Genomic DNA, 13,956 nt, shown 5'->3' with positions numbered 1-13,956 from the left:
ATTTTGGAGGTAGTTTAAATGGATATATTGGTATGTATAAAACAAGTTCCAGGAACATCAAAAGTTGAAGTCGATCCAGTAACAGGAGTATTGAAGAGAGATGGTATAGATTCTAAAATGAATCCATATGATTTATTTGCACTGGAAACTGCACTCAGAATTAAAGAAAAACAGGGAGGAACTATAAAAGTAATAAGTATGGGACCTCCACAAGCTACTGAAGTAATAAAAGAGGCTTATATGATGGGTGCAGATGAGGGAGTACTTTTATCAGACAGAAAATTTGCAGGAGCAGATGTACTTGCAACTTCATATACGATATCCCAGGGAATAAAAAAAATGGGCCATATAGATTTGATTCTCTGTGGAAAGCAGACCACTGATGGTGATACAGCACAGGTAGGACCTGAAATGGCAGAATATCTTGGAATACCGCATATAGCAAATGTGATAAGTATTGAGGATATAAAGGACAATTCAGTAGTGGTTAAAATGGATATGCCAAATACTATAGAAATTGCTGATATAAAATTCCCTTGCCTCTTGACAGTAGATAAGGATATATTTCAGCCTAGACTTCCGTCTTATAGAAAAAAATTGGCTACAAAGGATAGAGAAGTTGGAGTTCTGAGTCTTAAGGATTTTGAAGATAAAGATGAGAATAAATATGGATTGAATGGTTCACCGACCCAGGTTGAAAAAATATTTCCACCAGAAGTAAATACAGACAAAGAGATGTGGAATGGAACAAATGAAGAGCTTGCAGACAAACTTACGGAAAAGCTTAAAGAACTTAAATTCGTTTAAAAAATCATTGCTTGTAAAGATATATTTTTAAATATTTAGGAGGAATTAAAAATGGGTAGATTGGTAGTTCATAATGATAAAGTAAATCCAGAAGTTATAGAAGAATTGCTTAAAATATGTCCTTTTGGAGCTATTGAAGAGAAGAATGGTAAAATTGAGGTAAATGCAGGATGTAAGATGTGCAAACTCTGTGTAAAAAAAGGACCTGCAGGAGTAATGGAGTTTGTAGAGGATAAAGTTGAAGAAATAGATAAGAGCTTATGGAAAGGTATTGCCGTATATGTAGATCATGTTGAAGGAAATATCCATCCGGTTACTTATGAGCTGATAGGAAAGGCAAGAGAACTTGCTGCAAAGATAAATCAGCCTGTATATGCAGTGTTTGTAGGATATGATATAAAAGATAAAGCAGAAGAGCTTTTACATTATGGCATAGATGAAGCTTTTGTGTATGACTACGAAGAACTTGAAGATTTTAGAATTGAACCCTACACTTCAGCTATAGAAGATTTTATAAATAAAGTTAAACCAGGTACTCTTCTTGTTGGAGCTACAACAGTTGGAAGATCACTGGCACCAAGAGTTGCAGCCAGGTTTAGAACAGGTTTGACAGCTGACTGTACGATACTTGATATGAGAGAAAATACAGACCTTGTTCAAATAAGGCCGGCATTTGGCGGTAACATAATGGCTAAGATATTAAATCCAAATCATAGACCACAGCTTGCTACTGTAAGATATAAAGTCATGGATGCACCTTGCAGAACAGAGGAGACTTCGGGAAAAATAAACATAGCATACATGGACAAAAATAAATTCAAGTCCAACATAGATGTATTGAAGGTAATCAAGAAAGTGGTTGAAGAGGATATATCCGAGGCTGATGTAATAGTTGCAGTAGGTAGAGGAGTTAAATCTGAAAAGGATCTGGATATAATAAAGGAACTTGCAGATTTACTTGGAGCTCAAATAGCAACAACTAGACCTCTAATAGAAGCGGGATGGGCAGATCCAAAGAAACAGATAGGATTAAGTGGAAGAACAGTTAAACCAAAACTTATAATAACTTGTGGAATATCCGGGGCAGTTCAATTTGCAGCTGGAATGAACAACTCAGATGTTATAGTCTCAATAAATAAAGATCCTAAAGCGCCTATATTCAATATAGCTCACTATGGTATTGTAGGAGATATATATGAAATAGTACCGAAAATCATAGAAAATATAAAGAACAATTCAGATGCTGTATGCAAGGTAATATAGTATTTCACAAGTCAATTTAAAATTTAGTTTGGAGGGAAAAATATGGAATTAACATATACTCAAAAATATAAAAAATTAGATGATACTGATATAAAATTCTTGGTAGATTTGCTTGGACAAGATAGGGTATTTACTGGTAAAAATATAAGCGATGATTACAGTCACGATGAATTGGGTGGAATTAGCAAGTATCCTGATGCATTGGTTGAAGTTTTGAGTACTGAAGAAGTTTCCAAGATAATGGCATATGCATATGAAAATAATATTCCAGTAGTAGCTAGAGGATCAGGAACAGGACTTGTTGGATCATCGGTTCCTATAGAAGGTGGAATAATGATCAAGCTTACGAATATGAATAATATACTTGAGCTGGATGAGGAAAATTTAACTCTTACAGTTGAACCGGGAGTTCTGCTCATGGAGATTGCCAAGTTTGTAGAAGAGCATGATTTATTCTATCCACCAGATCCAGGTGAAAAATCTGCTACAATAGGTGGAAATGTAAGTACCAATGCAGGCGGAATGAGAGCTGTTAAATATGGCGTAACAAGAGATTATGTCAGAGGACTTGAAGTAGTTCTTCCAAATGGAAAAGTTATACAGGCAGGTGGAAAGGTAGTAAAGAACAGCTCAGGCTACAGTATAAAAGATTTAATATGCGGATCTGAAGGAACTCTTGGTATTATTACAAAATTAGTATTGAAGCTTCTTCCGCTTCCTAAAAAATCAATAAGCTTGCTCGTACCATTCCCTGATTTGGATAAAGCTATAAGTACAGTTCCAAAGATAATAAAATCAAAATCGATACCCACGGCAATAGAATTCATGCAGAGGGAAGTTATACTTGCAGCAGAAGAATTCCTTGGAAAGAAATTCCCTGACAATTCATCAGATGCATATCTGCTTCTTACATTTGACGGAAACAGCAAGGAGCAAATAGAAGCAGATTATGAGAAAGTAGCAGATATATGTCTTGAAGAAGGTGCAATTGACGTATTTATTTCAGATACAGATGAAAGAAAAGAATCAGTATGGTCTGCAAGAGGAGCTTTCCTTGAAGCAGTTAAAGCAACTACTACTGAAATGGATGAATGTGATGTTGTCGTTCCAAGAAATAGAGTTGCAGATTTTGTTAAATTCACTATCGAAGCTGAAAAGAAATTTGATATAAGAATAAGAAGCTTTGGGCACGCAGGAGATGGAAACCTGCATGTATATATACTTAGAGATGATCTTTCTAAGGAAAAATGGGATAAGAAATTAAGTGATGTTTTCGATGCTATGTATAATAAGGCAGAAGAACTTGACGGCCTTGTTTCTGGAGAACATGGAATAGGATATGCAAAGAAAAAATATATATTCCGTCAATATGGAGATGACTATATAAACCTCATGAGGAATATAAAATTAGCTTTTGATCCTAAAAACATATTGAATCCAGGAAAAGTTTGTGAATAGAATAATTAAAATTGCTTGTATGTATATTTAAAATAGATATTTGCTATTTACCTCTAAAATAACAAGAAGGGAATCCTGTAGAGTTCTACAGGATTTCTTTCTTGTTATTTTATATTTCAAGTAATAATTATGTTTGTATATGGTTAAACTATTTTTGAAAGATGGGAAGGAGGCAATTTTTATTATGGCTTCAAACAAGGATGAAAAGTTAAATCCAGAACAAAAGAAATATCAGAAATTTGCTGAAACCAAAGTACCCAAAAGAAAGGCACTGAGAAATTGTATAAGAGCCTTTATAGTGGGAGGGTCCATATGTGTGTTTGATCAGTCACTTCAATTTATGTTTATAAAATACTTTAAATTCACTGAAGAAACTGCAGGGAATCCAGCTTCAGCTATACTTATAATAATAGCCGCAGCCTTGACGGGGTTTGGAGTTTTTGACCATATTGCCCAATGGTCAGGCGCAGGAACATCAGTTCCCATTACGGGCTTTGCCAATTCAATTGCTTCTGCAGCCATAGAACATAGAACAGAAGGGTATGTTCTTGGAGTTGGAGGAAATATGTTTAAAATAGCGGGTTCTGTTATAACTTTTGGAGTGTTTTCTGCATTTGCAGTATCCATAATAAGTATATTAATAAAGTGGTTAGGTGGTATGATATAAAATGCTTTTAGGAAGGCAGTCTTTTATTTTTCAGTCTAAACCTGTAATATTGTCACATGCAGCCGTTGGGGGGCCTTTTGAGTCAAAAGGTGCTTTGGCTGATGAATTTGACAGGCTTTTCGCTGACATATGGCTTGGGCAGGACAGTTTTGAAAAGGCTGAAAAGAAACTTTTGGAAGAGTCCTGTAATCTGGCTATAACGGCATCGGGTGTAAAGAAGGAAGATATAAATTTTTTTATAAGCGGAGATCTGATGAATCAGATAATAACAAGCAGCTTTGCAGCAAGAACTCTTTCAATTCCGTTTCTTGGAGTATTTGGCGCCTGCTCAAGTTCTATGGAGGGATTGGCTACTGCCTCACTGCTTATTGACAGTGGTTCGGCAAAGTATGTACTTACAGGTACTGCAAGCCATAATGCAGCAGTAGAAAAACAGTTCAGATACCCAACAGAATATGGAAGCCAGAAACCGCCAACCGCCCAATGGACTGTAACGGGTTCTGGCTCAGTAGTATTGGGCAAATCAGGAAATGGACCAAAAGTGACTTCTGCTACAATAGGAAAAGTCACTGATATGGGCGTATCTGATCCATTCAATATGGGGGAAGCAATGGCGAAGGCAGCTGTAGAGACTATTGAGACTCATTTCAAGGAATTGAACAGGGATACGTCCTATTATGATATTGTGGCAACAGGAGACCTTGGGAAAATAGGACATAAAATTGCGGAGGAACTCTTGAAAAAGGATGGAATTCAGTTTAAACCAGGGGTATTCAAGGACTGTGGAATGCTCGTATACAGTGATGATCAGCCTGTTTTCTCAGGTGCAAGTGGATGTGCCTGCTCGGCAGTAGTTACCTATGGACATTTTCTTAAAGAAATTGAAAGAGGAAAATTGAACAGAATTCTAATAATAGCAACAGGTGCATTGATGTCTCCAATGTCATATCAGCAGAAGGAAAGTATACCTGCTATTGCACATGCAGTTTCCATAGAAAAATAAATATAACTCAGTTTACTACTTAGTTTCAAAAAGAGGGTGTATTGTTTTGGAAAAGTTTCTTTGGGCTTTTTTGGTAGGAGGGGGTATATGCATTGTAGGACAGATAATGATGGATGTATTTAAGTTGACTCCCGCACATACTATGACTACATTTGTAGTTATAGGTGCCATATTGGGAGGACTAGGATTATATGAACCTCTGATAAAATTTGCAGGAGCAGGTGCTTCGGTTCCAATTAGTAGTTTTGGTAATGCTCTTGTAAAGGGAGCTCTTATGGAAGCACAGAAATATGGAATAATAGGGGTGCTGACCGGGACCTTTGAAGTTACAAGTGCAGGTATATCGGCAGCTATAATTTTTGGTTTCATAGCATCACTTATATTTAAACCAAAAGGATAGAAATTAATGGTATTTTTAAAGTGTTGACAAATTCCAAAAATAGATTTAAAATTAATATCAATGAATATGATTTTTAAATTCTATGAGCAGAAGTAGTAGATATCATAAGTTTAGTTAAAGAGAATCTAGGGTGGTGAGATCTAGATACTATAACTGATATTGAATGGGTCTGTGAGAAGTAATGTGAACTTGATAGTAGCAGATAACCGGTATCCTACCGTTAAAAAGGCGGAGTATTGAGATTATTCTCTGTACTTTATGAGTTGAGTTTTATATTTGGATGGCTTAAGAATGTTGTGCATTTCTTCCTGATTAGGAGAAATGTTTTTCTATTCTTGATATAAAGCTAAGATGGGTGGTACCGCGAAAAAGACATTTCGTCCCAGATTGGGATTATAATGTCTTTTTATTTTTATATTTAGGAGGTAATGAACTTGATATGTATAGAACTGAATGAATTTGAAAGATTAAAAAAACAAAATACAGCATTTCCTGTTGCCTGTGAATTAAATGGAGATGAGATAACACCTATAAATATATTTTATGGTTTACAAGGTAAAAATAAAATTATTATGGAAAGTGTTGAATTTGACAAGGATAAGGGAAGGTACTCTTTTATAGCTTCTGATCCTTATATGAAGATAAAAGGCTTTAAAGGTAATGTATATGTAGAGAAAGAAGATTCAGGTTTTATGGAGAAAGGCAGGATCATGGATTTTGTAGAAAAATATATGGAAATAAACTATAATTCAGATGTACTTGACATACCATTTACAGGAGGAGCAATTGGATATGCAGGTTACGATGTAATAAAACAATATGAAAATATAAGTGACAACAATATAGATGATTTAAAAATACCTGAAGCATGTTTTATGTTTTATAAAACATTTATATGTTATGACCATTTAAAACATAGAATTATTTTAGTATATAATGTGTTTCCGGAAGACGATACTGAATACTCTGAAATTACACGTTATTTAAAAGAGATGTATATACAAATTACTAGCGGAACACATATTCATAATATTCATAATAATTATAATAAGGTAAAAATAAATTCAAATTATACAAAAGACGAGTTCTGTAGAAATGTAGAAAAGGCCAAGGAATATATAAAAAAGGGAGATATATTTCAGGTGGTTGTTTCCCAGAGACTTAAATGCAGAACTGATTTTGAGGCATTTGATATATATAGAAAATTAAGATATGAAAACCCATCACCCTATCTGTTTTATATGGATTTTGATGACTTTCAAATTATAGGATCTTCACCTGAAAGACTTGTGAGTGTACAAGATGGTGTAGTAAGTACAAATCCTATTGCAGGTACAAGAAAAAGGGGAGCCAATAAGGAAGAAGATGAAAAACTGAAAGATGAACTTATAAATGATGAAAAAGAACGTGCAGAACATGTTATGCTAGTTGATCTTGGCAGAAATGATATAGGAAAAGTCAGCAAGTTTGGAACCGTTCAGGTCACAAAATTTATGAAGGTGGAAGAATATTCTCATGTTATGCATATAGTTTCAGAGGTTGAAGGCCAATTAAAAAACAACATATCCAGCTTTGATGCTTTCACGACGTGTATTCCAGCAGGTACGGTTTCTGGGGCACCTAAAATAAGGGCCATGGAGATAATCGATGAAATTGAAAACAGAAAAAGGTTGTTGTATGCAGGAGCTGTAGGATATTTTTCCTATAATAAAAATATGGATACATGTATTGCCATCAGGACATTGGTTCTCAAAGATAAATGTGCATATATACAGGCAGGTGCGGGAATAGTTTATGATTCAAATCCGGAGGAAGAATACAATGAATCCATCAATAAAGCCAGAGCACTTATGGAGGTGATATAGTTGATACTTGTTATAGATAACTATGATTCATTTACCTACAATCTATACCAGTATGTGGGGGAATTCTATCAGGATATAAAAGTAGTCAGGAATGATGAAATTGAAGTGGACGATATTGAGAAAATTAAGAATCTTCAGGGGATAATAATATCTCCTGGACCAGGTACGCCAGATGATGCAGGAATATGTATCGAAGTGATAAAAAAATATGGCAGATGTATACCAATTCTCGGAATATGTCTTGGACATCAGGCAATAGCCAGGGCATTTGGTGGAAATGTAGTTAGAGCGAAGGAGATAAAACACGGAAAGACCTCCATGATAGATCATGTAGACAATAAGTTGTTCAAAAAAATCAAAACCCCAATTAGGGTAATGAGATATCATTCCCTGGTTGTTGAGAAAAGTTCAATAGAATCCGAGTTCATAAAGACGGCTGAAAGTGAAGACGGTGTGCTTATGGGTATTAAACATAAGAGTTATCCTATATATGGATTACAGTTTCATCCTGAATCCATATTGACTGAATGTGGACATGATATAATAAAAAATTTTTTGCAGGAGGTATGTTATGTTAAATAAAGCTATAAAAAAGGTTGTATCAGGTATTGACTTGTCTGAAGCTGAATCGGAAGAGGTCATGAATAGTATAATGAGTGGAAAAGAGCCGGTTTCTACTGTTTCAGGGCTGTTAATAGCTTTGAAGATGAAGGGAGAATCAATTTCCGAAATAACGGGTTGTGCCAGAGCTATGAGAAAAATGGCGGTACCTGTAAAGTTGAAATCTGATTATGCCATCGATACTTGCGGAACCGGGGGAGATGGTGGAAAGACTTTCAATATATCTACTGCAGCCTCCATTGTAGCAGCTGCAGGTGGAGTAAAAATTGCAAAACATGGAAATAGGGCAGTATCCAGTAAAAGTGGAAGTGCAGATGTTTTAAATGAACTTGGCATTGATATAAATCTTGACAAGTCAAAAGTTGAGAAATCCATTGATGACATAGGTATGGGATTTTTATTTGCACCCATGTATCACAGCGCCATGAAAAATGTGGCTGGTATCAGAAGAGAACTTGGTGTCAGGACAATATTCAACATACTGGGGCCCATTACCAATCCTGCCTTTGTACAAGGACAGATATTAGGAGTATATAAAAGAGAACTGACAAATCCTATAGCACAAGCTCTGAAAAATTTGGGAAGCGAAAGAGTTATGGTAGTTCATGGGAAGGATGGACTTGATGAAATTACAACTACTTCACTTACATATGTAAGTGAACTGAAAGATGGAGAGATAAAAGATTATACAATAGATCCTGAAGAATATGGCATGGAAAAGGCAAGTAATAAAGACATATGTGGAGGAACTGCAAAACAAAATGCAGATATAATTATAGATATATTGAAAGGAAGAAAGGGGAAGAAAAGAGATATAGTAGTACTAAACAGTGCAGCCGCTCTTTATGTAGGCAAAAAAGCCCAAAATATAAAAGAAGGTATTGATATGGCAAATGAACTTATTGATTCAAATAAAGCTTATGAAAAATTGCAGGAAATATTGAATTATAGTAGGGGATGATTATTATGATACTTGATGATATAGTAGCATCAAAAAAGAAAGAAATTGAAGTTAGAAAGAAAAATAAACCTCTTCAGGGTATTATAAGTGAGCTTGACAAGTCAAATAATTCATACTCAATGGATTTCAGGGGAGCACTATCTAAAGACAATATATCCATTATAGGTGAGATAAAAAAGGCATCTCCGTCCAGGGGAGTAATAGTTGAAGATTTTTATCCTGAAAATATAGCCAGAGTATATGAAGAATTGGATATAGATGCAGTATCCGTACTTACAGAAGGAAACTATTTTAAGGGAAAGGATGAATACTTGAAGTCAGTTAAGAACATAGTTTCAAAGCCTGTTCTTAGGAAGGACTTTATTGTAGATGAATATCAGATTTACGAGTCAAAGCTTCTGGGAGCGGATGCCATACTCTTGATAGTTGGAGTTTTAAACGAAGAAATCCATAAATTTTATAAATTAGCATCCAGTATGGGTCTTCAATGCATTGTGGAAGTTCATAATAAAAGAGAACTGGACAGGGCATTGGATATAGATTCTAAAATAATTGGAATAAACAACAGAAATCTTGAGAATTTCACTGTAGATTTAAAAAATACAGAGGATTTAATTAAATATATAAATCAAAGTATCACTGTGGTTTCTGAAAGTGGAATTAAGACTTCAGAGGATTTTAAGTATATAAAGAGTCTTCCTGTAAATGGAGTTTTGATAGGGGAAGGATTCATGAAAAGACTTGACAGTATTGATGATATGAAGGAGTTCATAGATGATATAAAAAATAATTGACAGACTGGAGGTGAAAACTGGATATTGATAAAAATAAAGATATGTGGATTGAGAAGAATAGAAGATGTTGATTATATAAACAAATATAAACCCGATTATGCAGGATTTGTATTTTCAAAAAGTAATCGCAGGATAAACCTGGAACAGGGGAAAAAACTTATATCCAGATTGGATGCAGAGATTAAAACTGTGGGAGTTTTTGTAGATGAATCACTTGAATATGTTAAGAATATTTCGAATATACTTGAACTTGATGTAATTCAATTTCATGGTTCTGAGGATAATGAGTATATGAAATACTTTAAGAAGTTTATAATATGGGAAGCAATAAAAATAAGAGATAAAAGTGATATTTTAAATTTAAATTATAGATATGCAGATGGAATAGTTCTGGATAATAAAACAGCAGGAAGTGGAAAAAGTTTTAAATGGAACATTGCAGGGAATTTTAAATTTAATGGAGATTTAATACTTGCAGGTGGACTTGATCATGAAAATGTGGAAACAGCTGTAAACATAATAAAGCCTGATATTGTAGATGTTTCAAGCGGAGTTGAAACTTCTGGATATAAAGATTCGGATAAAATAAGAAAATTTATTGAGAAAGTGAGGAACATAGAGTGATTGGAAGATTTGGAAAATTTGGAGGACAGTATGTCCCAGAAACTATAATGAATGCAATTATTGAACTGGAAGAGGAATACAATAAGGCAAAAAATGATGAGAATTTTGTAGAGAAATTCAAATACTATTTAAAGGATTATGTAGGAAGGGAGTCACCTTTGTACTATGCAGAAAATCTGACTAAAAAACTTGGTGGGGCAAAAATATATTTCAAGAGAGAGGATTTAAACCATACCGGTGCCCACAAGATAAACAATGCTTTGGGGCAGGTGCTTCTTGCAAAGAGAATGGGTAAAAAAAGAGTAATTGCGGAAACAGGTGCGGGTCAGCATGGGCTGGCTACTGCAACCATAGCTGCAATGTTCAATATGGAATGTGAAATATTTATGGGTGAGGAAGATATAAGAAGACAGTCTCTCAATGTTTTTAAGATGAAAATACTTGGTGCAAAGGTTACATCTGTTACAGCAGGAACTGGTACACTCAAGGATGCTGTAAATGAAGCTATGAGAAACTGGGTTACAAGAATAGAAGATACTTTTTATGTTATAGGAACAGTAATGGGGCCTCATCCTTATCCGACTATTGTAAGGGACTTCCAGCGGGTTATAGGGGATGAAGCCAGAAGGCAGATATTTGAAAAGGAAGGAAGACTGCCTGACTGCATTGTTGCATGTATCGGCGGTGGAAGCAATGCCATGGGTATATTCTATCCTTTTGCAGAGGATAAGGATGTAAGACTTATAGGAGTGGAGGCAGCTGGAAAGGGAATTGATACTGACAAGCATGCGGCAAGTATAACAAAGGGTTCTGTCGGTGTTATCCACGGCATGATGACATATGTACTTCAAGACAATGATGGACAGATACTCCCTGCATATTCAATTTCTGCCGGACTGGATTATCCTGGCGTAGGGCCGGAACATGCATACTTCCATGATATAGGAAGAGCGGAGTATGTAACGGCCAATGACAGTGAGGCGGTAAATGCTTTTATGGAAGTATCGAGAACAGAAGGAATAATACCTGCACTGGAGAGCTCACATGCTCTTGCATATACTATAAAACTAGCTCCAACACTGTCAAAGGATAAAATTATAATTGTAAACATATCAGGAAGAGGGGACAAGGATATGAATACCATAGCTAAAGTAATGGGGGTAAATCTGGATGAATAGAATAGATGCAAAATTTAAGAAATTAAAAGAAAAAAATGAGAAGGCCATGATATCATTTATAACTGCAGGAGATCCGGACTTTGAAACTACGGCAGAACTTGTATACTCCATGGAAAAAGGAGGAGCAGATATTATAGAACTTGGAGTGCCTTATTCGGATCCAATAGCAGACGGACCTACAATACAGAAATCTTCTGCCAGATCTCTCAAAAATGGCACAACCATATCAAGGATAATGGACTGTGTAAAAAATATACGATTGAATACTGAGGTGCCACTGGTATATTTGGTATACTATAATTCAGTATTCAAATATGGAATTGAGAAATTTATAAGTCAGTGTAGAAATGTAGGAATTGATGGAATAATAATACCAGATCTACCAATAGAAGAAAGAAAGGATATTCTTAAAATTGCCGATAAATATGAAGTAGCACTTATTCCTCTAATAGCACCAACTTCAAAGGAAAGAATAAAGAAGATAGTAAGCAATGCCAGCGGATTTATCTACTGTGTTTCAACAAATGGAGTTACTGGTGCAAGAGATAAAATAAGTACAAACATGGATGGATATATGGATGTAGTATCAAAGTATACAGATATTCCTAAAGCTATTGGTTTTGGTATATCCAGTCCTGAAATGGCTAAGGAACTTAAAAAATATTGTGATGGTATAATTATAGGAAGTGCAATCGTAAAGAAAGTTGATGAAATTGAGGATAAAAAAGAAATGTTTGAAAATGTCGAAGGGTTTGTCAAAGATGTAAAGGCAGTATTATAGGAAATTTGATGTGAGCAGGGCCATGATTTCTTAGTTAATATATAATTATGAAATCATGGTTGCTGCTTTTAATTTATATAATAAATATTATGTAAATTAAAAATAAAAGTAAACAAACAACAAAAAATAGATACTTGTAAGTATGCTAAGAGAGTAATATAATGGTAATTACAGGGGGTGAAGGGAAAATGAATAGTATAAAAGTTGTAATAGATAGATTTGAAGGTCCTTATGCTGTATGTGAAAAAGATGACAGGACTATGATGGATATAAAAAGAATAAATATACCGATGAATGCAAAAGAAGGAGATGTATTGAAAATAGAGGGAGATTCTATAATAATAGATGAGGAAGAGACGAATAAGAGAAAAAAGAACATAAATGAACTAACAAAAGATATTTGGAAATGATAAACAGTAAAAAGAAGAAATAACTTTTTAAGATTATCTCTTCTTTTTACTGTTTATATTGTATACAATTTAGTGATTTTAATGTATGGTTTTTTTCTTGAAACTCTTACCAGTTACATCTACATTACCTATAGTAATAAGAGCTTGTTTATCAAAACCATTTACTATGGATTTAAGCTTGGCTATCTCAAGACGTGAGATTATTACAAATATTACATTGGTAGGTACATTGGAATAGGCTCCTTTTCCTTCTAAAAGAGTTACACCCCTTCCCAATCTAGCGAGAAGGGCATCGGTTATTTCTTTATATTTATCTGAAATTATTATAACCGATTTTGATTCATCAAGGCCTTCGGATGTTATATCGATCATTTTAAATGCAATAAAATAAGTAACGAGGGAATACATAGCTCTATCCCAACCGAATATGAGGCCGGCACTGCTTAATATAAATATATTGATGAACATAACTATTTCCCCTACTGAAAACCCAGTTTTTTTGTCAAAGATTATTGCAACAATTTCGGTACCATCTGTAGATCCACCATTTCTTATAACAAGACCTACTCCAATTCCAAGAAGTATACCTCCGAATATTGAAGCGAGCAAGGTATCATTGGTAAAAGCGTTCAAGTTCTTAAAAACTGATACCATTATTGAAAGAGAGCATACAGAAAATAATGTTGAGATTGTGAATGTTTTTCCAATATGTTTATAACCGATTATTAAAAAAGGAATATTTAATATGAAAATAAATAGTCCAAGAGGTAATCCTGTAATATAACCTGCCATAATGGATATACCAGTTATCCCTCCATCTATTACATTATTTGGAATCAGAAAAAGTTCCAGACCTATTGAGGCTAGAGTTGTTCCTATATACATAGCTAGAAATTTGGTTATCATTGTAATTGTTTTATGGTATTTTTTTGACATTAGATCACATCCTTTATTTAGACTTTTATTTATATACAAATTTTATTAACAATATTGCTAATATATTAAATAATTATATATTAATTATATATTAACTATTTATGACATGTCAAATAAATATAAGTCTTTTTACATAAATGATAAATAACTTTACAAATATGATCTAAAATCAATTTGTTTTATAGAAA

15 protein-coding genes and 1 other annotated feature are annotated in these 13,956 nt (G+C 34.3%); of the genes, 14 read left to right on the top strand and 1 reads right to left on the bottom strand.

What is annotated here, in order from left to right:
- Window positions 1-18 precede the first annotated feature (18 nt).
- The 14 genes from LKE46_RS06260 (at window position 19) to LKE46_RS06195 (ending at window position 12,832) form a co-directional block, all read left to right on the top strand.
- Window positions 19-807 (top strand): electron transfer flavoprotein subunit beta/FixA family protein, encoded by a 789-nt coding sequence (locus tag LKE46_RS06260; RefSeq protein ID WP_291719457.1) that lies wholly within the window; start codon window positions 19-21, stop codon window positions 805-807.
- Window positions 808-858: 51 nt separating this feature from the next.
- Window positions 859-2,070 carry an electron transfer flavoprotein subunit alpha gene (locus tag LKE46_RS06255; RefSeq protein WP_291719455.1) on the top strand — a complete coding sequence of 404 codons (1,212 nt, stop codon included), beginning with the start codon at window positions 859-861 and terminating at the stop codon, window positions 2,068-2,070.
- A 42-nt stretch (window positions 2,071-2,112) separates the two neighbouring features.
- On the top strand, window positions 2,113-3,528 hold the full coding sequence (locus LKE46_RS06250; RefSeq protein ID WP_291719453.1) for an FAD-binding oxidoreductase: 1,416 nt from the start codon (window positions 2,113-2,115) through the stop codon (window positions 3,526-3,528).
- 184 nt (window positions 3,529-3,712) lie between these two features.
- Window positions 3,713-4,195 carry a stage V sporulation protein AC gene (gene spoVAC, locus LKE46_RS06245; protein WP_291719451.1) on the top strand — a complete coding sequence of 161 codons (483 nt, stop codon included), beginning with the start codon at window positions 3,713-3,715 and terminating at the stop codon, window positions 4,193-4,195.
- A 1-nt stretch (window position 4,196) separates the two neighbouring features.
- On the top strand, window positions 4,197-5,198 hold the full coding sequence (spoVAD, locus tag LKE46_RS06240; protein WP_291719449.1) for a stage V sporulation protein AD: 1,002 nt from the start codon (window positions 4,197-4,199) through the stop codon (window positions 5,196-5,198).
- Window positions 5,199-5,244: 46 nt separating this feature from the next.
- On the top strand, window positions 5,245-5,598 hold the full coding sequence (spoVAE, locus tag LKE46_RS06235; RefSeq protein ID WP_291719447.1) for a stage V sporulation protein AE: 354 nt from the start codon (window positions 5,245-5,247) through the stop codon (window positions 5,596-5,598).
- Between the two features lie 73 nt (window positions 5,599-5,671).
- Window positions 5,672-5,986, top strand: a binding site (T-box leader).
- Between the two features lie 46 nt (window positions 5,987-6,032).
- Window positions 6,033-7,463: an anthranilate synthase component I gene (gene trpE / locus LKE46_RS06230; RefSeq protein WP_291719445.1), complete on the top strand. Its 1,431-nt coding sequence runs from the start codon at window positions 6,033-6,035 to the stop codon at window positions 7,461-7,463.
- Complete coding sequence (locus tag LKE46_RS06225; RefSeq protein WP_291719443.1) at window positions 7,464-8,045, top strand: anthranilate synthase component II; 582 nt, start codon at window positions 7,464-7,466, stop codon at window positions 8,043-8,045.
- Entirely contained in the window at window positions 8,035-9,045 is a 1,011-nt protein-coding gene (trpD, locus tag LKE46_RS06220; RefSeq protein ID WP_291719441.1) for an anthranilate phosphoribosyltransferase, read from the top strand. Before LKE46_RS06225 ends, trpD begins: the two co-directional genes overlap by 11 nt.
- Window positions 9,046-9,050: 5 nt before the next feature.
- Window positions 9,051-9,839 (top strand): indole-3-glycerol phosphate synthase TrpC, encoded by a 789-nt coding sequence (trpC, locus tag LKE46_RS06215; RefSeq protein WP_291719439.1) that lies wholly within the window; start codon window positions 9,051-9,053, stop codon window positions 9,837-9,839.
- Between the two features lie 24 nt (window positions 9,840-9,863).
- A complete protein-coding gene (locus tag LKE46_RS06210) occupies window positions 9,864-10,463 on the top strand; it encodes a phosphoribosylanthranilate isomerase (RefSeq protein ID WP_291719437.1) in 600 nt (199 codons plus the stop codon).
- Window positions 10,460-11,641, top strand: coding sequence for a tryptophan synthase subunit beta (gene trpB, locus LKE46_RS06205; protein ID WP_291719435.1), 1,182 nt, complete (start codon window positions 10,460-10,462; stop codon window positions 11,639-11,641). The genes LKE46_RS06210 and trpB overlap by 4 nt, the downstream gene beginning before the upstream one ends.
- Window positions 11,634-12,422 carry a tryptophan synthase subunit alpha gene (trpA, locus tag LKE46_RS06200; RefSeq protein WP_291719433.1) on the top strand — a complete coding sequence of 263 codons (789 nt, stop codon included), beginning with the start codon at window positions 11,634-11,636 and terminating at the stop codon, window positions 12,420-12,422. Before trpB ends, trpA begins: the two co-directional genes overlap by 8 nt.
- 197 nt (window positions 12,423-12,619) lie before the next feature.
- Entirely contained in the window at window positions 12,620-12,832 is a 213-nt protein-coding gene (locus LKE46_RS06195; RefSeq protein WP_291725593.1) for a DUF3006 domain-containing protein, read from the top strand.
- 78 nt (window positions 12,833-12,910) lie between these two features.
- Here LKE46_RS06195 and LKE46_RS06190 read toward each other — a convergent pair whose 3' ends face one another.
- Window positions 12,911-13,768: a YitT family protein gene (locus tag LKE46_RS06190; protein WP_291719431.1), complete on the bottom strand. Its 858-nt coding sequence runs from the start codon at window positions 13,766-13,768 to the stop codon at window positions 12,911-12,913.
- Between the last annotated feature and the right edge of the window lie 188 nt (window positions 13,769-13,956).

The organism is Clostridium sp. (assembly GCF_022482905.1).
GTDB lineage: Bacteria > Bacillota > Clostridia > Clostridiales > Clostridiaceae > Clostridium_B.
This window is presented reverse-complemented; position numbering and strand designations above follow the sequence as displayed.